Genomic DNA, 25,741 nt, shown 5'->3' with positions numbered 1-25,741 from the left:
TTTCGAAATGTTTCTAGTTTCTTCTTTTTTAGCTGTATTTGCTTTATAATTATTATTGGTACACTATTTTTATTTTATAGAATTGAGGTGAATATATGAGCTGGAAAGGTTTAGTAGCAGGTCTTGGCGTTGGGTTCGCAGCTGGTTATTTCGTTGCAAACAAAGTACAAGAACAATCCCATATTTCTTCAGAAAAAGCATTGAAAATGGTGAAACAAGCATTAAGTCATAAAGGTGAAATTACTGGCTCTTGGGTACATATGGTTCCGGAGACATTTGAAAAATATGATGTCGCATACGAAGTTTATCGTGGCGGTCTTACAACGATGTTAGATGATATACAAGAACGATTTGAATTTTTAGTTGACGCTAAAACAGGTACTGTTTTAGAGGTTATAGCAGCATAAAAAGGAGGGTTCCCATTAGGTGAACCTCCTATTTTTTTGAAATTGTGGATAGTGATTGAAATTATATCAGCGATTATTGAGATATATCGACTTACCGACAACAAAAGAGGAGGACGCTCCAACAGACCGCTGGAACACCCCGTTTTTATGCTTCTACACTCGTTTTCCGCTCTATCTTTTCTACAATATGCCCTTCCTCATTCCACTTTACTGCACGATAATATGCGTCATGATAAAACGTAAACCACGCCTCTTTTTCAGCACCATACTTCATCCACTTTTGCTTATTTTCAATCGATGTCATTGGGTAATCATCGTACGCCATTACCCATAATACATTTTGATGTGCATGCGTCGGCAATAGGTCTGCTAAATGAAGCATCGTTTCACCTTGGCTTTCTAAAGCAATAACTGCATGTCCATCACTATGACCGCCTGTATGCGCCATTTTTATTTCATCTGTAATTTCTATTTCTTGCTGAAACGTAACAACTTGATCTACAATCGGCTCCCAATTTTCCTTCCAATATGTATTACGGGATCTAATATTTGGACTTCTCATTTCATTCCACTCTGTTTCACTTACGTAAACTTTTGCATTCGGAAACGCCGGTACAAGGTGATCTCCATCCCATTTTGTTAGGCCAGATGCATGATCAAAATGAAGGTGTGTCATTAAAACATAATGAATATCTTCAAGCTTTAATCCTAGTTTTTCTAATGACTCATAAACCGATGATTCTTCTGTTACACCTTGATTTCGCTTCATCTTCTCATTCAATTTACCATTCCCTATGCCGGAATCAATAAGCATATTACCGTCTTTCGTTTGCAAAAGTAACGGATCTGTTCGTAGATAAATATGATTTGTTTCGTTATGTTTATATTTACGTGACCAAAGCACTTTCGGCACAACACCAAACATTGCTCCCCCATCTAAATGTGTGTTCCCGCCTTTTAACCACGTCACTTTTATATCTCCAATTTGTAGTTGTTCCATTACATCTCCCCCTTTCCATTGATTTTAACATAAAATTCTGATTATTTTAGATACAAAAAACCTATGCATTACTGCATAGGCTCTGTACGATATTTTGCTTCTACTCGGTAAATACGATGACCTTTACTAGAGAATTTCTCTTCGTACTCAGTCATGATGTTACCTTCAAAGTCGCTGTTATGAAGATCTAAGCTTAAGTACGTTAGTAACATACCATACTCAGCCATACTCATAAGAGAATATTCAAATAAACTTTGGTTATCTGTTTTGAAATGAATTTCTCCGCCTTCTACTAACACTTCTTCATAATTGCGTAAAAATGTTTTATACGTTAAACGACGCTTCGTATGACGTTTCTTTGGCCATGGATCTGAGAAGTTTAAATAAACGCGATCAATTTCACCTTTTGCAAAGAAAACTGTTAAATCTTCAGCATCTTTATTAATTAACTTTAAGTTCGGTACTTCTTCTTCAATTAATTTATCAAGTGCATCTACAACAACACTTGTGAATTTTTCAATTCCAATATAATTAATATGAGGATTTGCTTTTGCCATATCATACATAAAGCGGCCACGACCTGTACCTACTTCAATATGAATTGGTTGTTCATTTCCAAATACTTCTTTCCAGTTACCCGCGCACTCCTCTGGGTTTCCGATTACGATATGTGAATACTCATTAATTCGATCCATTGCATATGGTTTATGTCTTAAACGCATAGATGTTTCCCTCTCTTTACAAAGCTATTTTAAAGGAATAATTCCTTCTTTCTGTTTTAATCAATCTACCAAACAAAAAACCAAGTACGTACGAGCACTCGGTCCGTTTCTTTCAAGTATAAGATGTACCATTTTGATAAAAACTACATACAGCATTAAACATTCCATGACGAAGCAGCTTTTTCTCTTACCTTTCTGGGAAGAGAAAAACAATCGAAAGGATGATCCGTTCATGCCAATTAATCAACAACATCAATTAGAAGTGCTGAAAGATATTTTAGTCAATCACCAAAGTGATTGTTGCGGGACAGTTTCTGAATGCGAGCAATTAGAGCGTCTCATTCAATCGTTACTCGCAAACGATAATATAAATAGTGACGCTAAAGCAATGCTAAACGATGTATATTCTTATAGTCAATCGGGTAAATCTTCCTCTAATTTGGACAACCACATTTCCAATAATCAAGAACAACTTACTCAGTGGATTGCTGGAATGGACAATTTTTCTTAAGTATTACTCTGAAGCAAGTAGTTGCTGTAAATATTGATGCCAATATTCAGCTTCTGCTTGCTGTTTTTTTGTTGTGTGCCATTGAATAGATAAAATCGTTTGTGCTATTACATACCATCTCATACGCCTAAGCAGTGATTCATCCATTTCAATATCATAATATCCGAGCCATTTACTCCATTCTTGGCGCGGAATGTACCAATATAATAACATACCGAGGTCTAAAGCTGGGTCAGCAATTACAGCTCCATCCCAATCAATTAGAAACAACTCATCTTCATCTGACAATAGCCAATTGTTATGATTTACATCACAATGACATACAACGAATTCATTGTATTCAATATCTTTTAATGCATCCGTTAAATATTGAAGACCTTGCTGAATTGTTTCATCAACTCTTATATCTCCTCTTAAAACAAGTTGCAGTTGTTGTAATAACTCTTGTGCGTGAAGCGGCTGCTTCCCCAGTCTTTGAATCATCTGCACCAGTGCTTTAGAGGAGTGTATTTTTTTCAAAAGTTTCGCAACACGTTCTAGTTTCATGTCCTCTGGCTCTAACTTCTGTCCCGGAAGCCATTTTTGAGCAGAAATTACATCACCGTTCGTTACCCTTCTTGTCCAAAGTAATTTTGGAACAATTCCTTCTGCTGACAATACCGCTAAAAAGGGCGATGTATTCCGCTTTAAAAATAACTTCTGTTGTCCATTTTGCGCAATATATGCATCGCCCGTCACTCCACCAGCCGGTACAAGACTCCACTCTTTTCCTAATAATTGTTCCAACCATTCCATATTCATTACCCGTTAACAAATCCTTATCTTTTATAGTTATGAAAAGAAAAACCGCAACATTTCTACACATGTTGTGGATTCATATATTTTACTGTAAACGAAAAGAAATCTTGGCATATACCAAAGACTCTCTATTTTATTTTACAAAACCACTCATAGAATGACAACTTATCAAAATCGTCACCTTTGTCAATTCTACATTTATTACATTCGCATCGTCAAGTAGCGATTTGTCACATTATCGTCAATATATACGTGCTAATTGGAGCGAGGCTAAGTTCCTTTCCTCTAAAAGAAGAAATTGGCTCTATTTTCGCTTGCTTTTCGTTTACTAACACATGCCACGTTTCTTCTTTTGGCAGTTGCACCGTTTTAGCTTCCAAACTGCTATTCAATAAAACGACAATCTCTTTCCACGGTCCAAATGATTCTACATGTTGCAAATGGTATGCAAGTACTTCTGTAGATGTTTGTAAAAAGGTCATATGCTTTTTTATAAGGTCTGCGTTTTGTAATCGGAATGCCCCATGCTCTTTACGGATCGCAATTAATCCTTTTATATAATTAACGGTCTCCATCTCTTTCTCTTTTTGATCCCAATCTAATTGATTAATTTCATCATTTGCATTATAACTATTTTCATTTCCTTTCTTCGTGCGATAAAACTCCTGCCCCGCATGTAAAAAAGGTATACCTTGTGAAAGGATAACCATTGCGCTTGCAAGAAGGTGACGTTTTTTCAAAACCTCTTCCGACTCGTCATTACTACGCACTAGTTTATCCCACATCGTCATATTATCGTGACATTCTACATAGTTAATACTTTGCACCGGCTCTAGAAACAACCCTGTTTCTTTCATACTTAGAAGACTACCGGATGCTATATATTGCAAATGATGGCAGTCTACATGTCCACCAAACGCAAACCCACGTTTATTTATATGAAATGTACTTCCTTTTATCCCGTCACGAAATTGATCGTTAAATTGCGCGATATGTGGCATTTTCTTTGCATTATTTAATATTGCTTTTTCTTCAAGAGATAGTGGTGTTTGCAAATCCCACCCTTCTCCTAATAAAAGTGCATCACGCTTTCTGTTTCGTACTTCTTTTTCTATTATATTCATCGTCTCAATATCTAAAATCCCCATTAAATCAAATCGAAATCCGTCAACATTGTATTCAGTAAGCCAATATAAAATAGACTCTATAATGAATTTCCTCATCATTTTCCGCTCGGATGCTATATCATTTCCAACTCCCGTCCCATTAGAAGGCATACCATCTTCACCATGACGAAAATAATATCCTGGGACAAGCTTTTCAAATGATGATAGCTCTCTTTCATACACATGATTATATACAACATCTATAATCACCCTAATGCCGTTCTCATGAAATGTTTCAATCAGTTGTTTACACTCTATAATCCTGTTATAAGGATCCGAAGGGTTTGTAGCATAAAATCCCGTTGGGGCATTGTAATATAGTGGATTGTAACCCCAATTGTATACGGCGGAAGGATTCGCCTCATTTACACCACCGAAACAATGTAAAGGCAATAGTTCAACATGTGTAACACCTAAATCTTTTATGTGAGATAATCCCGTTAGCGTCCCATTTCGTCCCGTTGTTCCCTCTTCCATTAACCCTTTATATGTTCCTTTTTTATTCACTCCACTGCCCTGATGAATAGTCGCATCACGAATATGCAGTTCATACAATATCGCATCTGTCATTGACTGTAATGGTGATAATTCCTCTCGTTTTGTTACATGCGTTTTTTCCAAATCGATTACAACGCCATATTTCCCATTTACAGTCACCGACTTTGCGTAAGGATCCACCGCTTCATTCCATATTAAGTTAATACAAACAAGAAATGTATATTGCGCTCCGCCTAAATCCCCTTGCAATGCATGAGTCCAAACTCCGTTTTCTCCTCTATGCATTTCATGGTCGGTATATTCTTTATCACTTTTATAAATTCTTACTTTCGCAAGTCTTGCAGTTGGAGCCCATACTTTAAATGTTGTTACTTCTTTTTGATGTACAGCACCTAAATCTGTACCTTCGTAATAATACTTTTCATCGAAAATTTCTGTTCGAATCACAGCACCTATTTGTAAATCCGTTTCTTCATTCCGTTCATCTCGTACTGTATAATACTTTCCCACATCTAGCGGCTCTTCTATAAAGCACTCATACTTCGTTGCATCCGGAAGCGCAATCGTATGAGCAATCGGTAAATCTTTCACATTGGTTCCTTCTTGCAAACGAAATGTCCGACTTGTTCCATACGCATGTGGGAGCAAAATTGTAATTTTATTCATTTCATCTAAATAGGCATCAAATGGACGTTTTACTTTCAACATAAAAAAATCACCATCATTCTCAAAGTTAAAATAAAGTGAAACTTGAATGAGTGGAGACATCTCCACTCATGTAGCTGCGGGATTAAACGAGCTGCAAATCATACGACTTTTCTTATGAGCAAAACTCTATACAGTAACTCCATTCTTCTCTATAGTATATTCACCTGCATAAAAAACGTTTTCATACATTCTATTTTTGTAGTTTTATTTCAGCAATTGATTTATATTTGGGTGTTTCTTTCACGTGAGATTCGTATAAAGTGATCGTATCCGCTTGAAATGATATTTCAGGCACTCCTTTTATATGTTCTAAATGAAACGGTTCTTCTCCTACCCATTTACGGGCAACAGTAATGTGTGGATGGTATGGGCGTGTTTCTAGAGAAAACCCATTTTCTTCACAAATAGCATGCACGCGCTTTTGTAACTGAAACAAATCGTGATTCTCACTTACCTTCGCCCAAAAAATACGTGGTCTATCTTCCATGCCAAACGTTGAAAAGCCTTGTAATGTGAACGATAGCTCTTTCATTTCTGTAAGTGTGTGTAATCCATTCTTTACCCCTTCTAACTGTTCCTCTGTCGCACTTCCTAAAAAAGAAAGGGTAATATGATAATCTTCCTTATGTACCCACGAGCGAAATGGTAATTCCTCCTTCATATCTTCTTTATAGTTAGATAGCACTTCTTTTATATGATTCGGTAAAGTGATTGCGACAAAATAATGCCTATCCATATACATCGTCTCCTTCTTTTTATTGTTGCTTTTCTTTCTTATCTCATTCAGGTAAAAAGAAGCCGCCCTCTAAAGTAGAGAGCGGTCATTATTTACATATCCATTACTTCGCTAATTCATGAATTGCTTGCGCATAAATCGCTGTTGCTTTTAGTAAATCTTCAATTTCAATGTACTCATCTTTTTGATGCGCAAGTTCTTCTTTTCCAGGGAACAACGGGCCAAATGCAACACCAGCTTTCAATGAACGAGCGTAAGTACCGCCGCCGATTGCTAATAGTTCTGCTTTTTCTCCTGTTTGTTCTTCATATACACGTTGCAGTGTACGAATTAATTCGTGATCTTTATCAACGTGATGCGGGCGAGAGTTAGAATAGTCAGCTACTTCAAATCCATGAGTGCCAACATACTCTTTTAACTTCGCAATAGTTTCTTCAAAGTTAGTCGTAACTGGGTAACGTACGTTTAACCCTAAATTCCCACCATTTTCTTTCGTATAAGAAAGTCTACCGACATTCACTGTTAATGGTCCGCTAATATCGTCTTTATAAGAAATACCAGCTTTCTCTCCTAAAATATCTCCTGTAAATGTTTCTGTTACAAATGTCGCAAATGAGTTTGCTTTTCCATCAAGGGAAACTGTAGTTAAGAAGTTTGTTAATAATAAACCTGCATTCACTCCTTTTTCAGGAGTAGATCCGTGCGCTGAAATTCCTTCTATTTGCAACGTCACTGTATTTCCTTCTATAGTTGATTTCCCTATTTTTTTAGCAGTTTGTAGATACTCTTCATATGCTACTGTAAGTGCATTTACATCTTCTCCTGTAACAATCGCTTCTGCAAAATCAGGAACCATATTTAAGCGACGACCTGATTCAAATGAAACAAGTTCATATGCACCATTTTTCTCTTCGCTACCATTTTGCACAACTTGTATATCAGAAATTCCTTTTTCTGCATTAATAATTGGAAAGTCCGCGTCTGGCGCAAAACCGATTGTTGGCATTTCTTCATTTTTAAAATAGTGATCTACACATTTCCAATTGCTTTCCTCATCTGTTCCTAAAATCATACGAACACGTTTTGAAAGCGGCAAACCTAATTCTTTCACAATCTTCATCGCATAATAAGCTGCCATCGTTGGACCTTTATCATCAATTGCACCGCGTGCAAAAATCTTTCCGTCGCGAATATCCGCACTATATGCTGGAGTCGTCCATCCGTCTCCTTCTGGTACAACGTCAACGTGACAAAGAATACCTACTAATTCTTCTCCTTGTCCCATTTCAAGATGACCTGCATATCCTTCTAAATTTTTAGAAGCAAAACCTTCAGCTTCTCCTTTATGTAACATGAAAGATAGAGCTTTTTCTACACCTTCACCGAATGGTGCGCCCTCTTTCGCCGATTCTTCTTCCCATACACTTTTAATTTGCAAAAATTGTTGTGTATCACGAATTAAATCATCTTTTCGTTTCGTAACTTCTTCTGTCCAATTAATCGCTGACATCACGCATCCATCCTTCACTATATTATCTCTTTCATCATAGCAAACCGAAATCTCTTATGCCATACACGAATATTAAATACCGAACAATTGTAATTTTTCAGATATTTCCCATTAGTTTTTCTTTTATTTTCTTAAAAAAATTTGCAGGAATTTGGCGTTTTACGTAGAATTTTATGATTTAGTTGACTGACCATATATACAATGTCAACTACCAATATTTTTCTATATGAATATTTGTTAAACTTTTGTAAAATTTAAGTAGATTAAAGCATGAATTTTATCATGTAGAGTACAATGGTAGTAACGACCTTCTTTCCTGAATGGGGTCAAAAAAACTAGTAGAGGAGTGGTTTTCTCTTGAAACCTACAACTACTCGTATGCTAACACGCATTAAATCGATTTATATGTACATCAATGAAAACGGAACGGTAACGACGAAAGACCTTGTAGATGAGTTCGGGATCACACCACGAACGATACAACGTGATCTAAATGTGTTGCAGTTTAATGAACTCGTGTATAGCCCTTGCCGCGGTAAGTGGACAACAACAGGAAAGAAAGTGAGAATGACCTCATAATGAAAAAATAATTGTATGTAAATAAATACATACCCCTTTCTAACTCATTAGAAAGGGGTCTTTTCTGCGCCTTAAAACAGCACTACTTTTCAGTATCTACTTGATATGTTTTTAACATTTCCACTTCTTCGTCTGTTAACTCTCGGTATTGCCCAAGTTCTAGTTCTTCATCTAATACTAACGGTCCCATTTCTGTTCTCTTTAAATAAACAACTTTTTTCCCTACCGCTTCAAACATACGCTTCACTTGATGGAATTTCCCTTCTGTAATGACAAGCTCAATTTCAGAAATATCATCGCTTTTTAATATTGTAAGTGCACCTGGCTTCGTTTCATAACCATCGTCTAAAATAACACCTTTAGCAAACTCTTTTACATCCTCTTCTGTTACTACTCCTGCAACGTGCGCGTAATATTTTTTCGGCACATGCTTTTTCGGAGATAATAATTGATGCGATAACTTCCCATCATTTGTTATCAATAAGAAACCTTCTGTATCGATATCAAGCCTTCCAACTGGGAACGGATCAAAGATTGCGTCTTCTAATTCTAATAAATCTATTACCGTTTCATGGTTATCATCTTCTGTCGCTGAAATAACACCTTGTGGTTTGTGCATCATTAAATAAACAAACTCTTTATATTCCACAACTTCACCGTGAATCATAACTTCTTGCTCTTCTACATTTACATGAACCTTCGCATCTTTCACTGGCGTTCCGTCAATTTTTACAACGCCGTCTTTCAATAATTTCTTTACTTCTTTTCTACTTCCATATCCCATATTCGCTAATAATTTATCTAATCTCACGTTTTTCACCTTCTTTGTTTATCATAGAAAAGGGGACGTAATTACGCCCCTTTTGATTTCAACTTTATTTTAAATCTACTACCAAGTTTACGTTGAATTTTCTCTAACGCTTCTCCGCCAAATACTCTTTCAAGTACTCCTGTGCGAATTGCTAATAATCCGTAAACAAGACCACCAATACCTGCACAAACCACAACTGTTATAAGAGCTCCAATACGGCCATCAGGCGAAATCATGAAGGATAGCAGCCATTGTGATAGTTTTACCGCCACGACCATTACAAGTGTTAATACTGCAATTTGGAATGTTCTCTTATATACAACACCAAATGAATAGTGTACATGTTTTTTGATTTGTCTATTCGTATACCATACAGAGGCTAAGAAGCCAACTGCAGTTGCTAAAATTGCTCCAACTGTACCGAAATAACGAATAAAGATTACGTTACATACGAATTTCAAAATAACACCCATAATAAGCGCGACAATCGCATGTTTTTGTTGATTAATCCCTTGTAGAATCGCCGCTGTTACTGTAAATAAAGCAAATAACAACGCAACTGGCGCATACCACATTAATACTTGTCCACCTAGTGGATCTGAGTCGTAAAACGCTGTATAAATCGGATATGCCAGTGTAGAAATACCGATAACTGCTGGCAATGTTAAAAACATATTTGCCTGGAATGTTTGTGTAATTTGTAATTTTAAATAACGATGTTGTTTTTCAGTAAACGATTTTGTAATCGCTGGCACAAGCGTTAAGCTAAACGCTGTTGCAAGTGATACAGGAATCATAATTAATTTATGCGTCCACATTGTGAAAATACCGAGTGCTCGCTCTGCGATATCACCTTGACCAATCGCCTGCATAATTGAGTTAAATGTTAATGTATCAATTTGTTGATATAAAGGAATTGTTAACCCAATTACAACGTAAGGAATCGCATATGCAAATAATTCTTTAAACAATTGAACGGTACTCACTGTCGACTCTGGTACAGTTTGTTCAATTAAATATTGATCCAAATGTTTTTTACGTTTTAACCAGTACCAAATGAGGACACCGAGCGCTCCAACTGCTGAAACGAACGCAGCAAATGTCGCTACCCCAACTGCTGTTGCAACTGTACCGCCAAGTACTTTAATAACGATAAAACTACCTGCTAATAAAAAGACAATACGAATAATTTGTTCAATAATTTGCGAAACAGTAGTTGGTCCCATCGATTGGTGACCTTGGAAATAACCACGAATTAAACTCGCTGCTGGTACAACAATAAGCGCAAAACTTACAAGACGAATAATCGTCGTAACTTCTCCTACATTACTGTGTACACTTTGTTTACCAAGCATTGCTTCTGCAAACAACGGCGCCGTCATGTATAGAACTAAGAATGAAAGAACTCCTGTTACTATCATCATAACCATTCCCGAGCGGAACATTCTCCGGCTCGTTTTATAATCGCCAAGTGCGTTATATTTGGAAACAAATTTTGAAACAGCAAGCGGCACACCTGCCGTTGCGATACTTAAAAAGATCGTATATGGAATGTATCCATATGTATAGAGCGTTCCGCCTTCTGTGCCTACTAACGCATGAAATGGAAAAACGTAAATCATGCCTAAGAACTTTACTAAAAATGTCCCTAACGTAACGATAAGCGTTCCGCGCAAAAATTTCGAATCGGACATACAAAAATCCTCCTACATCTACATAAAGTGAAACTTTAATCAGTGAGGGTGTTCTTCCCTACTGATTATTAGCTCGTACTAATCGGGCATTTATGGGTTACTAGACTCCCTCTTTATTTCTCCTAAATCTTAAAGTTTTAGTCTTATTGCCCACAAATAGCTGGATCGTGCTGAACTCTAACTTTTGTATTGTACCACAATTCTCCCCTTAAGCAGTACTTCACTCTATTTTTCTTTTAAGAGAAAACATGCTATTCTTTTAGGCAGGAAATGTAGAAAATGAGGTCGATATATTATGCATTATGATGTTATTGTCATCGGCGGCGGGCCTTCTGGGCTAATGGCTGCAATCGGTGCTGCAGAAGAAGGCGCAAGCGTCTTACTTCTTGATAAAGGAAATAAATTAGGGCGTAAACTTGCGATTTCTGGCGGTGGCCGTTGTAACGTAACGAACCGTCTACCACTTGATGAGATCGTTAAACATATACCAGGAAATGGCCGCTTCTTATACAGCGCTTTTTCTATTTTTAATAATGAAGATATTATTACATTCTTCGAAAATCTCGGCGTAAAACTGAAAGAAGAGGATCATGGCCGCATGTTCCCTGTTTCAAATAAAGCGCAATCGGTAGTAGACTCACTTTTAACACGATTAAAAGATTTGGGTGTAAAGATCCGTACGAATACACCTGTTGAAACGATTGAATATGAAAATGGTCAAACGAAAGCAGTTGTACTACAAACAGGCGAAGTGTTAGACACAAATCACGTCGTTATCGCTGTTGGCGGAAAATCTGTTCCGCAAACTGGATCTACTGGGGACGGATATGCTTGGGCTGAAAAAGCTGGTCATACAATTACAGAATTATTCCCAACAGAAGTACCCATCCTTTCAAACGAACCATTTATTCGAGACCGTTCACTGCAAGGACTCGCTTTACGAGACGTAAACTTAAGTGTATTAAATCCAAAAGGAAAAGCTATTATTTCTCACAAAATGGATATGCTCTTCACTCATTTCGGCTTATCTGGTCCTGCTGCCCTTCGCTGTAGTCAATTCGTTGTGAAAGCACTGAAAAAGTTCAAAACGAATACAGTGCAAATGAGCATCGATGCATTGCCAGAAGAAAATAGTGAGCAACTATTCCAGCGCATGCTAAAACAAATGAAGGAAGATCCGAAAAAAGGAATTAAAAACGTGTTAAAAGGTTACGTTCCTGAGCGTTACTTCCTATTTTTATTAGAAAAAAATGAAATTGACGGTAGCGAACAAGCTGGACAAGTTTCTCATGAGAAGATTCGTGCACTTGTGAAAGACTTTAAAGAATTTACTGTGAATGTAAATGGTACGCAGTCAATTGAAAAAGCATTCGTTACTGGCGGCGGTGTATCCGTTAAAGAAATTAATCCGAAAGAAATGTCTTCTAAATTCACAAATGGCTTATATTTCTGCGGAGAAGTTCTTGATATTCACGGTTATACTGGCGGCTATAATATTACATCTGCTCTCGTTACTGGTAGAATTGCTGGAACGACAGCTGGAGAAAACGCGAAAATGCAATATTAAAGAAGAAACAGGACTTCCCTGTTTCTTTTTTTATAGGTTCATGAAATTATATTAGCAATTCTATAGGATATATCGCCTTACCAACGAAAAATGCCGAACCCCTCATGCTTTTTTGTTGCTTTATATACCTTAGTACCTTTATATTTTATATTGTTGAATATTAGAAAAAGGGTAAGGGGAAAACAAATGAGAAAAAAAGTCATGATGTCTTTAATGCTAATGACGTTTCTTTCTGCGGTAGAAGGAACGATTGTTAGTACAGCAATCCCTCGTATAACGAGTGACCTGTCAGGCGTCGAACTTGTTAGCTGGGTTTACGCAATTTATATGCTTGCCACAGCAGTTTCGACTCCAATATACGGAAAGCTAGCTGATTTGTTCGGTCGTAAAAAAGTTCTGCTCATTGGAGCAACAATCTTCTTAATCGGTTCTGCACTATGCGGAGTCGTTACATCAATGGAACAATTAATCTTCTTCCGTGCTCTTCAAGGTATAGGTGCTGGTGCTGTTATGCCAATTACTATGACAATTATTGGGGACCTATATAGCGAAGCAAAAGACCGCGCGAAAGCACAAGGCTGGATGAGTGCCGTTTGGGGTGTATCTGGTGTTATCGGGCCGTTAGTAGGTGGATTTTTAGTTGATTCTCTTTCGTGGCGTTATATCTTCTTCTTAAACGTTCCATTTGGAATTATCGCTTGCTTAATGATCGCAATTTATTATAAGGAATCGATTAAGTCATCTAAGCAACATATCGATTACCTTGGTGCAACAGTCTTCTCATTAAGTACGATTGCTCTACTATACGCATTATTAACAGGTAGCAGTAAGCAAAACTGGGGAGACATTTCAATTATCGGCCTATTAATCTTTGCCGCTGTTTCATTCATTCTTTTCTTATACATCGAGAAAAAGTCTCCGGAACCATTAATTCCGCTAGCACTTTTCTCTAATCGCACATTATCTACAATAAACATACTAACACTGATTGCTGGTGCAATGATTATTAGTATTACAGTGTATCTTCCAATATGGAGCCAAGGTGTTTTAGGAAAAAATGCAACAGAAGCTGGACTCATTTTAATGCCGATTCCTGTTATGTGGACATTCGGTGCTATGTTCTCGGGTAACTTAGTTGGCAAATTAAAAACGAAACAAATTATTTTACTTGGAGCTAGCATTTTATCAGTTGCTACGTTCTTATTATTTACATTGTCAACGGACTCACCATCATTCCTTATTTATGTAGCAGTCGGATTATTCGGCTTAGGAATGGGGCTTGTAACACCTATTTACATGGTAACAATTCAAGCAGCTGTACCAGCACATACGCGCGGGACAGCCGTCGGTTTAAACACATTTATTAATACATTTAGTCAAACATTAGGTGCTGCAATCTTCGGAACAATCTTCAATACGATGATTCACGCGCGTGGCATTAAAAATCTTGATCTTGTTTCTTCTGGCGGACACGGCGGAGCTACAGCAAACGTAGCAACCGAGTCTCAATCCGCATTAGCATCAAGTGTGCACGTCATTTATATGAGTACTTTTGCATTAGCAGTATTAACTTTAATTATTGCTTGGCTCTTACTAAAGCCAGCTAAACAAACAAGTGAGCAATAAAAGAGGATGACCGAAATGGTCATCCTCTTTTACTCTTCATTCTCCACAATATGTTTAAGCATAGACAATTTATTATCCCAAAAACGTTCATAGTACGAGAGCCACTGTTGTAATTCCTCTAATGGTTCTGGATGCAGGCGATATATCTTCTCTCTCCCGCTTTTTCTTCCACTTACTAAATTCGCTTCTGAAAGGATATGAAGATGCTTCACAACAGCCGTACGGCTCATCGGAAAATGATCTGTTATTTTTGAAATCGGTAACTCTTTATCGCTTAATAACCGTATTACTTCTCGGCGGGTTGGATCAGCAATTGCTTGAAATACATCATATTTCGCTGCTGAAGAGGGCACTTAACCTTCGACAACCTTTTTCAGTTTTTCATTTACAATCGCTACCCAGCCTCCGCTCATTCTGTCGCGAATAATAGAGCTCTTCGCATTCGCTTTCGGAAGAATTTCATCAGGATGTTTCCAGCCGCCGTGAATTAACGTAAATTCTGTTTTATTATCTCCTAGGTCTTTCAGATTAAATGAAACGACCCAGCCATCTGTATCCCATGAGAAAGAGAGGTGATTTGGCTCATCGATTTCTAACACTTTACATGGTGATGGCCCAAATGGTGATTGCACATGAAATTCATGTCCTACTTCTAATTTGAAATCGTTCGGCATAAACCATGAGGCAATCCCCTCTGCAGTCGATACTACACTCCAAACTTTTTGAATAGACGCGTTAAAAACGATTGTTTGTTTAATATCATTTAATGTATTTTGTTGTTCCATTTTCATTCTCCTTTATTCGTCACTAAAACATAACACCTTTTGGTTTCATTAAGATGATATAACACCTTTTAGTTTCATGTCAATATTGATTCGTTTTACCTTTGAGAAATTCTCAACATTTTTTCAACAGGACAAACACCCTCTCAGCATTTCTTCATAATATACTCACAAAGGCAATCAAAAATAAAAACTTCTCTCAATATGAAACTCCATCATTCATATTGAAAGATGTGCCTTACTTATATCATGCGTAATTCGTCTCTCCTCCTTCCCTCAGAGGCAATACGCGAGATATAAAAAATCAGAAGGAATATGCCCACCATTTGAGTAGGTAGTTATTTCTCTTCTCCTCAACATTTCCCTAGGAGCGAAATGACTACCGACTCACTTTTTTCAAACAAAAATAAAAAGGGGATGAAAGCTATGTTCTATTGCATTAACTGCTCTGACATTCACCATGAAAAACATCCGAATGATAAAGTATTCAAAAACGGTTTTTATATTGATCCATTTTTAGGTGATCGTTATCACCTTGGTATGTGTAAAGATGCCCAAAATCATGAGACAGGGGAGCCTCTTTTAACGACAAATAAATTAGGCACACCCCAATCTATTATGAACGTATTACCGACACATGTTGTCCCAACATAAAGCATAAAAAAGAGCTGGCTCACCCAGCTCTTTTTTATGCTTTATAAACGATCATTGCTGAAAAGCAATAAATTTGGTTTTCATCATCGTTAATGGAAACGCCAACTTGGTACTTAATATCTACAAATTTACTATCATCAATCTTTTTTAAAAACACATTTACTGCGTCTTCTAAGTCTTTTTCGTGACTTTCATCAAACACTTTCACACGAATCATGTTAACACCATCCTAGATCGCAGCCCTCCGCCGCTTGATTATTGCCACGGTGCGTATCTATGATGCGATAAAATTTTCCGTCTTCATATATATATCCGTCTTCTAACACATATTGTTTACCTTCAGTATAGACATAAAACTTACCTATCATAAATTTACTCGTATATAATTCCAAATAATCTGGTCTAAATTTAGCTACAACTTTATTTGTAATATCAATTTTTATTGTGCGCCCCACCTTCTCTCCCTCCTTTGCAAAGAACGGATTTAGGTATATTGTATTAGCGATTTTACATTTTATGCTTAAAAATAAGTGGATATGCCTGCCTTCCTCACCTGTACTATTTTTCTAAAAAAGCCATAAATAAATAGGCGCAAAAAAATATATAAAAAAAGAGGTTTTACTTATTGACTACACTACAAACACTATGTTATTATATAAAATTTGACATTTTTACCTCCATGTGTTATCATTAAAAATGGTTAGCACATATGGAGGTGGATGATTTGTTTCAAATTGGTGATAAAATCGTTTATCCAATGCACGGTGCAGGGATCATCGAAGCAATTGAAGAGAAAGAAATATTAGGTACTTTGCGTCAATATTGTGTAATACGCATCCTTAGTAAAGATATGCAAGTAATGCTTCCGATGGATCAATTACAAAAATCAGGTATTCGTTATATCGTTGATAAAGGTACGTTAAATGATATACTTCTTGAATTCCAGCAGGGAGAATCAGACACATCGCTCTCGTGGAAACAAAGATATACAATGAATATGGAAAAAATGAAAAACGGTAATCTGCAAGATAGCGCAGAAGTTGTTCGAGATTTACTTCGCCGTAATAAAGAAAGAGCCTTAAATGCGAGCGAAAAACAAATGCTAGATAATGCACGAAAAATGATGATTAGCGAAGTTGCGCTCGTACAAAACGTTTCTGAACATCAAGCGACAGAATTTCTTCAAGATACAATTAATCATTAAATTTAAAATAGCTGCCGCTATTTTTTTTTGTAAAAAAAGGACGAAGAGCATTATCTCTTCGTCCTTTTATATTACCCACGCCCAGCTTGAAACGATGGATATAACGTCATTCCACCATCTGCAAATAGCGTAATTCCAGTTACATAACTCGCCTCTGAAGAAGCAAGCCAAGTTGCTACTGCTGCAATTTCTTCTGGTTTTCCAATGTAGCCCATCGGTATCATACTTTCTACGTCAGCACGTTTTTTAGGATCAGCAAATTTTTCTGCATTGATTGGCGTATTAATTGCACCTGGCCCGATATTATTTACTCGAATACCTTTTGGCGCATATTCCATCGCTAACGTTTCTGTCATCAGTTTGATACCGCCCTTACTTGCTGCATAGTGCACAAATAAGGGCCACGGAATTTTCTCATGAACACTAGACATATTAATGACAGATCCTTTAATATCATGTTCTACGAAATATTTAATCGCTTCACGGCTTCCTAAAAAAGCACCTGTTAAATTTGTGTTAATTACCCTATTCCAATCTTCAAGCGGCATTTCATGCGATGGTACCGCATTTTCTATCCCTGCATTATTAATCATAACGTCAAGCGTACCAAACTCTTTCACAGCAGATTGAATGAGGTTCACAACATCAGATTCATTCGTCACATCACCTTTTACAGCAATCGCTTCTCCGCCTACCTTTTTAATTTCTTCTAACACATCATTCGCTTCTGATTCCCGTGAGCGATAGTTAATCACTACCTTTGCTTTCTCCTCAGCAAACCTTACTCCCATCGCTCTTCCAAGACCACTTGCTGATCCTGTAATAACGACAACCTTTCCTTCTAAATCACTATACATTCCAATACCCCCTTTAACTTTTTGCTATACCTAACATAATTCCAGCTGCAATAATAAAAATGATACCGACAACAATCCCTGTTAATTGGCGTTTCGTTTTTCTTTCACCTAATATAAAAATCCCGCCAAGCGTCGAAATAATAATTCCCATTTGCGCTAGCGAGAAACTGGTTGCCACTCCAACACGCGGCTGCGAAATGAATAAAAACATATTTCCTGCTGCCCAAATTAATCCTGGAATAATATTTCGTACTGCATATTTATTAAATGGATGATGTTTAAAAGTAAGCAAAATCCCCCCTAACACCATACCAACTGCTTGTGGCAACAAAGCTGACCAACCATCTACGTTAAATAGTCTAATCACTACTACGTAAACTAAATAGCCGACTGTTGAAATTAATAAAATGATAATACCCCTTTTAAAATTCCCCGCTTGCTCTGCACTCTTTTCTTCTTCACTTTGAAGTGATGTTAAAATAACACCGATAATAATACAAACGAGCGCCAATACACCAAGGACGACTGATATTGTTGTGGACCACTCATGAAATACGATGACTCCAAATAAAGTCGTCGCAACTAATTGAAGTCCTGTTGAAATCGGCATCGTCCTCGAAACGCCCATTAAATCAATACTTTTTAGTTGATTCGCCTGACCAAGCGCCCAAAATAAACCTGACACAATTCCAACTCCGATAACAGTAGGAGTCAATACTGGTTTCATAAAAATATAAACAACAATCGAGAAAATAAGTGCGCCAAACGTTGTACCGAGCGTTTGACTATAAGGTCCTCCGCCCAGTTTCACGTTAAATAGCACAATACTTCCCCAAAATATAGCTGGTAAAATCGCTAAAAATATATCCATCGCTCATTACCTTTCTTTACTAAATGTCATAGGTTATCACTCTGAATCAGTAGAGTGAGCTTTTATTTTTTCTTTTTCCCTTTCACAAATCTTTTCTGCAATCGCACCAGAAACATTCTTTTCTCGCTCCACTTTCTTTATCTTTATGTGGTCTATATTGTCTTCCAAAGTAATTGTAACTTTGTCATTCGGCGGATTATGCGCACCTTGAAATGTAAGGAATTGTAGCGTCACTTCATATCTAGGAACGAACTCATCTTTCTTGCCGAGACGCTTTATATTTATAACTGAAGCACATTCATATTGATCTTCTGTCGCTTGCCTTATAACTGAATAGTACCTATTCAGTAACGCACTCTCTAACAGCTGTTCCTTCGATTCTTTCGCCCAAGAATAGCTTGGAGAAGAGAAAAAAACAGAACATATTATAGCAATCATTACACATATTTTTTTCATAACGCCCTCCTTTTCCTATAAGATAGTGTTCTCCAAAACACGATAAAAAACGACTTCCCTATTTAGGAAAGTCGTTTTTTATCGCATATATTTAATATTAGCCACCGCTCACTGGTGGTATGAGTGCAACAACATCACCAGATTGAATCATATCATCTTCATTTGCATATTCTTCATTAATTGCAACCATAATCGGTGCTGACACCGGTACATTATACTCTTTGGCAACAATATCTTTTAACTGCGTGACCGTGATATTTTCTTTCTCTATTTGTAACTCACTTGTTCCTGCTTCCTCTTGCAAGTGTGCAAATAACAATACTCGAATCATACTTATAACTCCTTCCCAGGCTCTCCCGCCGGATATGGCGTTTTTTCTAATTGATCACCAATCCACGAGTCACCATCCTCCCAAAATTCCTTTTTCCAAATCGGAACAATTTGTTTTATACGTTCCATAATATATTCATTCGCTTCATAAGCCGCTTTACGGTGCGGTGTTGAAACGGCAACAACAACCGCGATATCAGAAATTTGCAGTGTACCGATGCGATGTGTAATGGCAACGTGTGTACCTGGCCACTTCTCTTTCACTTCCGAGCCAATTTTCTGTAGCATCTTTTCTGCCATCGTTTTATAAGCGACATATTCTAAATATAATGTACGGCGCCCTTTCGTAAACTCTCTAACCGTTCCGATAAATGTTGTAACAGCACCGCATTCACGGCGAATTACCTTCTGAGCTACCTCTTCAATCGAGATTTCTGTATCAATTACTTCATAATACGTATTTGTCATTTTATACTCCTAACCGTTTGTAAAAACCAGTCTATATACAACTCTTCTTCTGTTATATGAAATACTTTATATTCTTCTCGTATGCTTTTTGGAACATCATGCCACACAATAACCGCTACTATATTTTCTACTTTATGTAAAAGTTCAATGTCTTCCCCAGAACGAAGTAACACTACTTTCGGATATTTCTCTTTTTTATAGCCCTCTATTAAAATCGTATCCACTTCAAAAAACTCATATAAACGAATAATTTCTTGCAAGGACCATTCTTTTTTTAGTGAAGAAAGTGAAAGTAATCCCGCCCCTTCTACACTACTTACGACAGCACCAGCTTTACGGTGTCTTTCACTATCTTTTTGTGCTACTTCTGGAAAGCCTCCGTGCCCGTGATGTTTAATTGTAGCAACTTTCATTTCACTTTCTGCTAATGCATGCACAACTTTCTCAACTAGTGTTGTTTTCCCGCTATTTTGATACCCTACTATTTGTAAGATTGAAGAGGCTTTGCCCATGGCCAATCACATCCCTCAGCGTGCTCTAACAATAGTACAGATACTTTCATCCCTGCTTCAAATCCTCTCGTTCCTCCAGGCAATACGATAAAAGCATTCGCATCGGCAAGTGAAGATACCGCACTCGATTTATCTAAACCAACTGGCATTGCGTGTAATGCCCCATCCGCGATTGTCACGTTTGCTCTTACAAAACGAGTAAACGGATTTGGCTTTGGAAAATCTTTTTGCAAAATAGCATCTGCTCTATATACGTGAGGTTCCTTCGCATACAAATATGTTTTTATAACGGGATGCACAAATAGTTCAAATCCTACGTAACAAGCTGAAGGATTTCCTGATAAACCGAAAAGTAACTTCCCATCAACTTCAGCTACTGTCGTTACACTTCCTGGTCTCATCGCTATTTTATTAAAGAGTACATTCGCCTGTAACCTTTCATAAATAGCTGGTAAGTAGTCATAATCTCCTACCGACACACCGCCTGTTGTAATTAAAATATCGACCTCATCCATCGCCGATTGAACAGCTGTAAAACATGCATCTAACTCATCGGCAAGTTGACCATAATACCGAACTTTCCCGCCAGCTTTCATAATTTGAGCAGCAATCATATAAGAGTTACTATTTCTAATTTTCCCTGGCTCTAACGGCTCGTGCACTTCTAGCAATTCACTTCCTGTCGTTACAATACCGACAACAGGCTGTTTTACAACTTTCACCGTACTATACCCAAACGTCGCTAATAGGGCCGCAACACCAGGATTGATCCCAACACCTTTCTGAACGAGAACTTGATTTTGTTTTATATCTTCTCCTTTAAATGACACGTTATCACCACTATTAAAAGGACGCTTTAACCTCATATATGTTGTTCCGTTCTGCTCGAATCCTTCCGTCAATTCTAGCATTACGACTGCATTACAATCTGCGGGAATAGCTGCTCCTGTCATAATACGAACCGCTTTAAAAGATCCTACTTCTTCTAAAAAAACAGACCCCGCTCCGATTTCTCCTATTACTTCAAATGTAACTGGATTCTCCTGACTTGCTTCTTTCGTATCTTCTGCTCGAATGGCAAAACCATCGTAAGGAGAACGGTCAAAATGAGGAACGTCATGATCTGAGATAACATCTTCCCCAAGAATTCTTCCGTAACTTTCCGTAATAGAAACCGATTCTACTCCACCATTCTTCGCATATTCCATTACCCGCTCTACTGCTTCGGCAACTTGAATCGGAATTCTTCTTTCTACCATCATTTCTCACCCCATATTTGCAATTTTTTTTATCTCGATTAAACTTTATGTATTAAATAGAAATTACTTCAAGGAGGAATTCCATGTCTTCATTCACACATTTCAACGACCAGGGCCGCGCAAAAATGGTTGATATAAGCGAGAAAAAGGCAACCGTTCGAACAGCAATTGCGTGTTCTAGTATCGTCGTTACGAAAGAAATTTACGATAAAATCTCTCACAATGAAATTGGAAAAGGTGACGTATTAGCGGTTGCACAAATCGCAGGCATTATGGCTGCAAAACGCACTTCTGATATTATCCCAATGTGCCACCCTTTATTATTAAAAGGTGTCGACGTTTCTTTCGATTGGAAACAATTAGAAGAACAATACCGATTACTCATTGAAGTAAAAGTTAAAACAGAAGGTAGCACCGGTGTTGAAATGGAAGCTTTAACTGCCGCTACCGCTACCGCTCTTACTGTGTATGATATGTGTAAAGCTGTTGATAAAGGTATGATCATTGGCGAAACATACTTACTTGAAAAAACAGGTGGAAAAAGTGGAGATTATACAAGAAAATCTTAAGACTTTCTCCGTTGAACCTAAAGGATTCCCTTTAGGTTCAACCTATATATCTTGCATATAAACGTTTTGCTACATTCATATCGTTCGTCCCATGAATAAACGCCCGGCCATCTGTAAATAAAACAAAACGAAATTCCTCCACTGGAAACGATAATAAATACGGCGTAGTTTTTACATCCACACTTCTTTGTAAGCGCTTTTTAATTTCTTCTAAATTAAATTCATTCCGCACACCTGGACGAATTTGTACTGTATTTCGCCCACATAACACTTCTGTTTTGGTTTGTGCTTCAAATGTTAAACTCGGGTATGTACGTAATCTTCCACAAGATAGACACGTATCTTTCTTCTGCCTATTCACTTTAAATGCCATCTGCTGATTATTCCAAAGATCAAACGATAACATCGTTTCACGAAGTGCGCCAAAGTCTTCTACTAATATTTTCAATGCTTCCGTTATTTGATGCGCCACTACTAATTGTACCGCTGGCTGTATAATACCGGCTGTATCACATGTTGCTCCGCTCGCTGGATGTTCCATTAAACAGCGGAAGCACGGTGTTTTTCCTGGTAAAATTGTATACGTTACGCCGTAACTTCCGACACAACCACCATATATCCATGGAATATTATACTTCTGTGAAATATCATTAATAAGAAGACGTGTTTCAAAATTATCTGTCGCATCTAATATTAAATCTACATCATTCACTAGCTCTTCCATTTCTTGCACCGTTACATCCGTTACAACCGGATTTATTTCCACCTCAGAATTAATCGCTTTTAAATGTTCTGCTGCCGCTATCGCCTTCGGTTTATACTGCTTTGCATCTTCTTCGGTATATAATTGTTGCCTTTGTAAATTGCTCCATTCTACATAATCACGATCAGCAATCGTTACTTTTCCAACACCCGCTCTAACAATTGCTTCTGCATTCGCTGCACCAAGAGCACCAGCGCCGATAATAAGCACATGCTTCTCTTTTATTTTTCGCTGCCCTTCTTCTCCAACACCAGGAAATAGTATTTGTCTTGAATATCGCTCCTGCATACGATAGCCCCCTTTCTTATCCTCCTATATACGACATTTCGATTTTCGGACGATTTTTTGCACTTTCTTCTGTCCGTTCATCTGAATATCTATCTTTTCTATTCATCCATACATCTTGTATAGCGCGTAATAACTCTTCATCTGAAAGATTATTTCTAAGAAGTTCTCTTATATCCAATCCTTCTGTCGCAAACAAGCAAGTATAAAACCTTCCATCAGCCGAAATTCTCGCTCTCGTACAAGACGAACAAAACGACTCAGAAACAGAGGTAATAAAACCGACCTCTACATTTGTTCCAGCATACCGATATCGTTTCGCAACTTCACCGAAATAATGCGCTTCAGCCGGCTCAAGCGGATATACCTTATGAATCATCTCAATTAATTCTCGCTTTGTAACGACTTGGTCAAAATTCCACCCATTCGTACTACCAACATCCATAAACTCAATAAATCTAAGCTCGATTCCTTGTTCTTTAAAATACGCGGCCATCGGCAGTACTTGATGATCGTTCATCCCTTTTTTCACAACCATATTTACCTTTACTTCCAGCCCCGCCTCTTTCGCAGCCATAATTCCTTTAATAACAGGTTTCGTATTGACATTCCGGCCATTAATATCCCTAAATACATCATCATCTATTGCATCTAAACTAACGTTTACTCTATGTAATCCAGCTTCTTTTAATGCCTTCGCTTGTTTCGTTAAATGAATGGCATTTGTCGTTAATCCTATATCTACTAGTCCATCAATTTTCACGAGACGCGCAATAAGTTTTGTTACATCTTTACGAAGTAGTGGCTCGCCACCAGTAAGTCTAATTTTCCGTACACCGATACTAACGAATAGTTTTGCCAAACGCTCAATTTCATCAAACGTCAGTAAAAACTCATCTTTCAAAAAAGCATAATCAGGCCCAAACACTTCTGCCGGCATACAATATGTACATCTAAAATTGCAACGATCAATAACAGATATGCGTAAATCTTGAAGTGGGCGTCCAAAAAAATCCTTAACCTTCTCCTGCATCGCCACCCTCCCTTTCTGCCAATATTTTCTCTTTTCATTCTATTATAATATATTTTCGAACTGCGATGTTTTTGCTCACGTGAATAAAGTAAAACTTTCAACAATCAGAGATATCCACCTCTTTCTAATTAAACAGGTTTACTCTCAAATACTGGGATGAAAAAACCTTGAAACATACAAGTTTCAAGGTTTTCTGCTTATTAACTTAATCTAATAATCGTTAGAGTAGCCCCGGGCGTTGTTGTAGATAATGTAGCTATCGCAACTAATCCAAATAATTGCAAACTAACAGTTGCTCCGGCTGATAAGTTGGTAATTATCGTTGCATTAAATGAACCAGTAGCGACTGCTGGGGAATTTATCGTACCTGCAAGTGGACTTCCATTTACAACTATACGCGAACTTACCAGTAACCCTGCCGTTAAATTAATTGTATAGGCTATATAATAATTCCCTGTATTTGCAACCGTAAATACGGTATTCCCTCCACTAATGGTAATTCCTGGACCAATATTTTGATTGTTCGGTAATGGTACATTCGTACCACCTAATAAAACGGAAATAGCGGTTCCTGATGTATTATTCGCAAATGCATACGTTGCAGTTGTACTCACTCCAGTCACACCCGTTACTCCAGTGGCCCCGGTTGCTCCAGCTCCAGTTGGGCCGGTCGGACCTTGGATTCCTTGTAAACCTGTTGCTCCTGTTACTCCCGTTGGTCCTTGTGGGCCTTGAATTCCTTGTAGACCTTGTGAACCTGTCGCTCCCGTTGGCCCTTGGACTCCTTGCGGGCCGGTGACTCCTGTTTCTCCTTGATTTCCTTGCGGGCCTTGTGCTCCAGTTGAACCTGTTGGGCCTTGTGGACCTTGTAAGCCTTGAACACCTTGCGGACCCGTTGGACCTATTTCCCCTTGAATTCCTTGTACTCCTGTCGGGCCTTGTGGACCAGTCGGGCCTTGAATCCCTTGTATCCCTTGAATTCCCTGTGGCCCTTGTGCCCCAGTTGCTCCTGTCACACCTTGGATCCCTTGCGGCCCTTGATCTCCTTGGATTCCTTGCGGACCTGTTGGACCTATATCTCCTTGCACACCTTGGATTCCTTGTGGACCTTGCAGACCGGTTGCTCCCGTTATCCCTTGTATTCCTTGTGGACCTTGAACACCTTGCGGACCCGTTGGACCTATGTCTCCTTGCACACCTTGGATTCCTTGTGGACCTTGCAGGCCGGTTGCTCCCGTTTCTCCAATTGCCCCTGTCGCTCCCGTCACACCTGTTTCTCCCGTGGCTCCCGTTTCTCCTACCGTTCCAGTTACACCAGTCGCTCCTGTCGGGCCAGGTGGACCACCTGATGGACCTGTCACTCCC

At 38.1% G+C, this 25,741-nt stretch carries 30 protein-coding genes; 8 read left to right on the top strand and 22 right to left on the bottom strand.

The window, feature by feature from the left end; translation table 11 throughout:
• Positions 1–95 precede the first annotated feature (95 nt).
• Positions 96–407, top strand: coding sequence for a PepSY domain-containing protein (locus tag BAQ48_RS03865; protein ID WP_000118537.1), 312 nt, complete (start codon positions 96–98; stop codon positions 405–407).
• Between the two features lie 145 nt (positions 408–552).
• Here BAQ48_RS03865 and BAQ48_RS03860 read toward each other — a convergent pair whose 3' ends face one another.
• Both BAQ48_RS03860 and trmB read right to left on the bottom strand, forming a co-directional pair.
• Entirely contained in the window at positions 553–1,407 is an 855-nt protein-coding gene (locus BAQ48_RS03860; protein WP_071710050.1) for a YtnP family quorum-quenching lactonase, read from the bottom strand.
• Between the two features lie 68 nt (positions 1,408–1,475).
• Positions 1,476–2,129 (bottom strand): tRNA (guanosine(46)-N7)-methyltransferase TrmB, encoded by a 654-nt coding sequence (trmB, locus tag BAQ48_RS03855; protein ID WP_071710049.1) that lies wholly within the window; start codon positions 2,127–2,129, stop codon positions 1,476–1,478.
• A 232-nt stretch (positions 2,130–2,361) separates the two neighbouring features.
• Between trmB and BAQ48_RS03850 the strand changes: the two genes are divergently transcribed.
• Positions 2,362–2,640: a YtzH-like family protein gene (locus tag BAQ48_RS03850; RefSeq protein ID WP_071710048.1), complete on the top strand. Its 279-nt coding sequence runs from the start codon at positions 2,362–2,364 to the stop codon at positions 2,638–2,640.
• Between the two features lie 3 nt (positions 2,641–2,643).
• Here the strand turns inward: BAQ48_RS03850 and BAQ48_RS03845 are convergent, their stop codons facing one another.
• From BAQ48_RS03845 to pepV, 4 genes are all read right to left on the bottom strand, one after another.
• Positions 2,644–3,441, bottom strand: coding sequence for a phosphotransferase family protein (locus tag BAQ48_RS03845; protein ID WP_071710047.1), 798 nt, complete (start codon positions 3,439–3,441; stop codon positions 2,644–2,646).
• 227 nt (positions 3,442–3,668) lie between these two features.
• A complete protein-coding gene (gene pulA / locus BAQ48_RS03840; RefSeq protein WP_071710046.1) occupies positions 3,669–5,810 on the bottom strand; it encodes a type I pullulanase in 2,142 nt (713 codons plus the stop codon).
• Between the two features lie 190 nt (positions 5,811–6,000).
• Positions 6,001–6,546: an RNA 2',3'-cyclic phosphodiesterase gene (thpR, locus tag BAQ48_RS03835; protein WP_071710045.1), complete on the bottom strand. Its 546-nt coding sequence runs from the start codon at positions 6,544–6,546 to the stop codon at positions 6,001–6,003.
• Between the two features lie 103 nt (positions 6,547–6,649).
• Positions 6,650–8,056 (bottom strand): dipeptidase PepV, encoded by a 1,407-nt coding sequence (pepV, locus tag BAQ48_RS03830; RefSeq protein WP_071710044.1) that lies wholly within the window; start codon positions 8,054–8,056, stop codon positions 6,650–6,652.
• 357 nt (positions 8,057–8,413) lie between these two features.
• On the opposite strand from pepV, the gene BAQ48_RS03825 reads away from it, so the two are divergent.
• Entirely contained in the window at positions 8,414–8,635 is a 222-nt protein-coding gene (locus BAQ48_RS03825) for a DeoR family transcriptional regulator (RefSeq protein WP_000805512.1), read from the top strand.
• Positions 8,636–8,717: 82 nt separating this feature from the next.
• Here the strand turns inward: BAQ48_RS03825 and BAQ48_RS03820 are convergent, their stop codons facing one another.
• Together BAQ48_RS03820 and BAQ48_RS03815 are read right to left on the bottom strand one after the other, a co-directional pair.
• Positions 8,718–9,446 (bottom strand): pseudouridine synthase, encoded by a 729-nt coding sequence (locus BAQ48_RS03820; protein ID WP_001234947.1) that lies wholly within the window; start codon positions 9,444–9,446, stop codon positions 8,718–8,720.
• 41 nt (positions 9,447–9,487) lie between these two features.
• Positions 9,488–11,140, bottom strand: a complete 1,653-nt coding sequence (locus BAQ48_RS03815) for a putative polysaccharide biosynthesis protein (RefSeq protein ID WP_001284053.1) — start codon at positions 11,138–11,140, stop codon at positions 9,488–9,490.
• A gap of 295 nt (positions 11,141–11,435) precedes the next feature.
• Here BAQ48_RS03815 and BAQ48_RS03810 point away from each other — a divergent pair, with 295 nt between their 5' ends.
• Together BAQ48_RS03810 and BAQ48_RS03800 are read left to right on the top strand one after the other, a co-directional pair.
• Positions 11,436–12,707 carry a BaiN/RdsA family NAD(P)/FAD-dependent oxidoreductase gene (locus tag BAQ48_RS03810; RefSeq protein ID WP_071710043.1) on the top strand — a complete coding sequence of 424 codons (1,272 nt, stop codon included), beginning with the start codon at positions 11,436–11,438 and terminating at the stop codon, positions 12,705–12,707.
• 186 nt (positions 12,708–12,893) lie between these two features.
• A complete protein-coding gene (locus tag BAQ48_RS03800; RefSeq protein WP_071710042.1) occupies positions 12,894–14,333 on the top strand; it encodes an MDR family MFS transporter in 1,440 nt (479 codons plus the stop codon).
• A gap of 29 nt (positions 14,334–14,362) precedes the next feature.
• Here BAQ48_RS03800 and BAQ48_RS03795 read toward each other — a convergent pair whose 3' ends face one another.
• Complete coding sequence (locus tag BAQ48_RS03795; RefSeq protein ID WP_071710041.1) at positions 14,363–14,686, bottom strand: ArsR/SmtB family transcription factor; 324 nt, start codon at positions 14,684–14,686, stop codon at positions 14,363–14,365.
• Positions 14,687–15,118, bottom strand: a complete 432-nt coding sequence (locus BAQ48_RS03790) for an SRPBCC family protein (protein ID WP_071710040.1) — start codon at positions 15,116–15,118, stop codon at positions 14,687–14,689.
• Positions 15,119–15,541: 423 nt separating this feature from the next.
• Here BAQ48_RS03790 and BAQ48_RS03780 point away from each other — a divergent pair, with 423 nt between their 5' ends.
• A complete protein-coding gene (locus tag BAQ48_RS03780) occupies positions 15,542–15,769 on the top strand; it encodes a DUF3973 domain-containing protein (protein WP_071710039.1) in 228 nt (75 codons plus the stop codon).
• A gap of 34 nt (positions 15,770–15,803) precedes the next feature.
• Here the strand turns inward: BAQ48_RS03780 and BAQ48_RS03775 are convergent, their stop codons facing one another.
• Together BAQ48_RS03775 and BAQ48_RS03770 are read right to left on the bottom strand one after the other, a co-directional pair.
• Complete coding sequence (locus BAQ48_RS03775; protein WP_000621750.1) at positions 15,804–15,986, bottom strand: sporulation protein Cse60; 183 nt, start codon at positions 15,984–15,986, stop codon at positions 15,804–15,806.
• Between the two features lies 1 nt (position 15,987).
• A complete protein-coding gene (locus BAQ48_RS03770) occupies positions 15,988–16,224 on the bottom strand; it encodes a DUF2553 family protein (RefSeq protein ID WP_000533800.1) in 237 nt (78 codons plus the stop codon).
• Between the two features lie 254 nt (positions 16,225–16,478).
• Between BAQ48_RS03770 and BAQ48_RS03765 the strand changes: the two genes are divergently transcribed.
• Positions 16,479–16,973 (top strand): CarD family transcriptional regulator, encoded by a 495-nt coding sequence (locus BAQ48_RS03765; RefSeq protein WP_002019506.1) that lies wholly within the window; start codon positions 16,479–16,481, stop codon positions 16,971–16,973.
• A 71-nt stretch (positions 16,974–17,044) separates the two neighbouring features.
• On the opposite strand, the gene BAQ48_RS03760 is transcribed toward BAQ48_RS03765, so the two are convergent.
• From BAQ48_RS03760 to BAQ48_RS03730, 7 genes are all read right to left on the bottom strand, one after another.
• A complete protein-coding gene (locus BAQ48_RS03760; protein WP_071710038.1) occupies positions 17,045–17,830 on the bottom strand; it encodes a glucose 1-dehydrogenase in 786 nt (261 codons plus the stop codon).
• Positions 17,831–17,843: 13 nt separating this feature from the next.
• Entirely contained in the window at positions 17,844–18,701 is an 858-nt protein-coding gene (glcU, locus tag BAQ48_RS03755) for a glucose uptake protein GlcU (RefSeq protein ID WP_071710037.1), read from the bottom strand.
• Positions 18,702–18,737: 36 nt separating this feature from the next.
• On the bottom strand, positions 18,738–19,157 hold the full coding sequence (locus BAQ48_RS03750) for a DUF3888 domain-containing protein (protein WP_071710036.1): 420 nt from the start codon (positions 19,155–19,157) through the stop codon (positions 18,738–18,740).
• A 97-nt stretch (positions 19,158–19,254) separates the two neighbouring features.
• Positions 19,255–19,488, bottom strand: a complete 234-nt coding sequence (gene moaD / locus BAQ48_RS03745; protein ID WP_071710035.1) for a molybdopterin converting factor subunit 1 — start codon at positions 19,486–19,488, stop codon at positions 19,255–19,257.
• Positions 19,489–19,490: 2 nt separating this feature from the next.
• Positions 19,491–19,955 carry a molybdopterin synthase catalytic subunit MoaE gene (gene moaE / locus BAQ48_RS03740; RefSeq protein ID WP_071710034.1) on the bottom strand — a complete coding sequence of 155 codons (465 nt, stop codon included), beginning with the start codon at positions 19,953–19,955 and terminating at the stop codon, positions 19,491–19,493.
• The gene (gene mobB / locus BAQ48_RS03735) at positions 19,952–20,467 is read right to left on the bottom strand and encodes a molybdopterin-guanine dinucleotide biosynthesis protein B (RefSeq protein WP_071710033.1); all 516 of its coding nucleotides are present in this window, start codon (positions 20,465–20,467) and stop codon (positions 19,952–19,954) included. Before mobB ends, moaE begins: the two co-directional genes overlap by 4 nt.
• Positions 20,437–21,726, bottom strand: a complete 1,290-nt coding sequence (locus BAQ48_RS03730) for a molybdopterin molybdotransferase MoeA (protein WP_071710032.1) — start codon at positions 21,724–21,726, stop codon at positions 20,437–20,439. Before BAQ48_RS03730 ends, mobB begins: the two co-directional genes overlap by 31 nt.
• Positions 21,727–21,809: 83 nt before the next feature.
• Between BAQ48_RS03730 and moaC the strand changes: the two genes are divergently transcribed.
• Positions 21,810–22,295 carry a cyclic pyranopterin monophosphate synthase MoaC gene (moaC, locus tag BAQ48_RS03725; RefSeq protein WP_071710031.1) on the top strand — a complete coding sequence of 162 codons (486 nt, stop codon included), beginning with the start codon at positions 21,810–21,812 and terminating at the stop codon, positions 22,293–22,295.
• A gap of 37 nt (positions 22,296–22,332) precedes the next feature.
• Here the strand turns inward: moaC and BAQ48_RS03720 are convergent, their stop codons facing one another.
• The 3 genes from BAQ48_RS03720 to BAQ48_RS03705 all read right to left on the bottom strand — a co-directional run.
• Positions 22,333–23,346 carry a molybdopterin-synthase adenylyltransferase MoeB gene (locus tag BAQ48_RS03720; protein WP_071710030.1) on the bottom strand — a complete coding sequence of 338 codons (1,014 nt, stop codon included), beginning with the start codon at positions 23,344–23,346 and terminating at the stop codon, positions 22,333–22,335.
• A 16-nt stretch (positions 23,347–23,362) separates the two neighbouring features.
• Positions 23,363–24,376, bottom strand: coding sequence for a GTP 3',8-cyclase MoaA (moaA, locus tag BAQ48_RS03715; protein WP_071710029.1), 1,014 nt, complete (start codon positions 24,374–24,376; stop codon positions 23,363–23,365).
• A gap of 200 nt (positions 24,377–24,576) precedes the next feature.
• A partial coding sequence (locus BAQ48_RS03705; protein ID WP_131800836.1) for a BclA C-terminal domain-containing protein occupies positions 24,577–25,741 on the bottom strand: 1,165 nt, incomplete at its 5' end.

Source organism: Bacillus luti (genome assembly GCF_001884105.1).
Classification (GTDB): domain Bacteria; phylum Bacillota; class Bacilli; order Bacillales; family Bacillaceae_G; genus Bacillus_A; species Bacillus_A luti.
Note: the sequence above shows the minus strand (reverse complement) of the source record. Positions and strands in the feature narration are given on the sequence as shown.

Coding starts and splice junctions, on each gene's coding strand:
- glcU (WP_071710037.1), bottom strand. CDS start 18,701: ATGGATATATTTTTAGCGATTTTACCAGCTATATTTTGGGGAAGTATT.
- thpR (WP_071710045.1), bottom strand. CDS start 6,546: ATGGATAGGCATTATTTTGTCGCAATCACTTTACCGAATCATATAAAA.
- BAQ48_RS03845 (WP_071710047.1), bottom strand. CDS start 3,441: ATGAATATGGAATGGTTGGAACAATTATTAGGAAAAGAGTGGAGTCTT.
- BAQ48_RS03800 (WP_071710042.1), top strand. CDS start 12,894: ATGAGAAAAAAAGTCATGATGTCTTTAATGCTAATGACGTTTCTTTCT.
- BAQ48_RS03780 (WP_071710039.1), top strand. CDS start 15,542: ATGTTCTATTGCATTAACTGCTCTGACATTCACCATGAAAAACATCCG.
- BAQ48_RS03765 (WP_002019506.1), top strand. CDS start 16,479: ATGGAGGTGGATGATTTGTTTCAAATTGGTGATAAAATCGTTTATCCA.
- BAQ48_RS03865 (WP_000118537.1), top strand. CDS start 96: ATGAGCTGGAAAGGTTTAGTAGCAGGTCTTGGCGTTGGGTTCGCAGCT.
- pulA (WP_071710046.1), bottom strand. CDS start 5,810: ATGTTGAAAGTAAAACGTCCATTTGATGCCTATTTAGATGAAATGAAT.
- BAQ48_RS03810 (WP_071710043.1), top strand. CDS start 11,436: ATGCATTATGATGTTATTGTCATCGGCGGCGGGCCTTCTGGGCTAATG.
- pepV (WP_071710044.1), bottom strand. CDS start 8,056: ATGTCAGCGATTAATTGGACAGAAGAAGTTACGAAACGAAAAGATGAT.
- BAQ48_RS03775 (WP_000621750.1), bottom strand. CDS start 15,986: ATGATTCGTGTGAAAGTGTTTGATGAAAGTCACGAAAAAGACTTAGAA.
- BAQ48_RS03850 (WP_071710048.1), top strand. CDS start 2,362: ATGCCAATTAATCAACAACATCAATTAGAAGTGCTGAAAGATATTTTA.
- trmB (WP_071710049.1), bottom strand. CDS start 2,129: ATGCGTTTAAGACATAAACCATATGCAATGGATCGAATTAATGAGTAT.
- BAQ48_RS03730 (WP_071710032.1), bottom strand. CDS start 21,726: ATGGTAGAAAGAAGAATTCCGATTCAAGTTGCCGAAGCAGTAGAGCGG.
- BAQ48_RS03750 (WP_071710036.1), bottom strand. CDS start 19,157: ATGAAAAAAATATGTGTAATGATTGCTATAATATGTTCTGTTTTTTTC.
- BAQ48_RS03815 (WP_001284053.1), bottom strand. CDS start 11,140: ATGTCCGATTCGAAATTTTTGCGCGGAACGCTTATCGTTACGTTAGGG.
- moaD (WP_071710035.1), bottom strand. CDS start 19,488: ATGATTCGAGTATTGTTATTTGCACACTTGCAAGAGGAAGCAGGAACA.
- BAQ48_RS03790 (WP_071710040.1), bottom strand. CDS start 15,118: ATGGAACAACAAAATACATTAAATGATATTAAACAAACAATCGTTTTT.
- mobB (WP_071710033.1), bottom strand. CDS start 20,467: ATGGGCAAAGCCTCTTCAATCTTACAAATAGTAGGGTATCAAAATAGC.
- moaE (WP_071710034.1), bottom strand. CDS start 19,955: ATGACAAATACGTATTATGAAGTAATTGATACAGAAATCTCGATTGAA.
- BAQ48_RS03860 (WP_071710050.1), bottom strand. CDS start 1,407: ATGGAACAACTACAAATTGGAGATATAAAAGTGACGTGGTTAAAAGGC.
- moaA (WP_071710029.1), bottom strand. CDS start 24,376: ATGCAGGAGAAGGTTAAGGATTTTTTTGGACGCCCACTTCAAGATTTA.
- BAQ48_RS03720 (WP_071710030.1), bottom strand. CDS start 23,346: ATGCAGGAGCGATATTCAAGACAAATACTATTTCCTGGTGTTGGAGAA.
- moaC (WP_071710031.1), top strand. CDS start 21,810: ATGTCTTCATTCACACATTTCAACGACCAGGGCCGCGCAAAAATGGTT.
- BAQ48_RS03760 (WP_071710038.1), bottom strand. CDS start 17,830: ATGTATAGTGATTTAGAAGGAAAGGTTGTCGTTATTACAGGATCAGCA.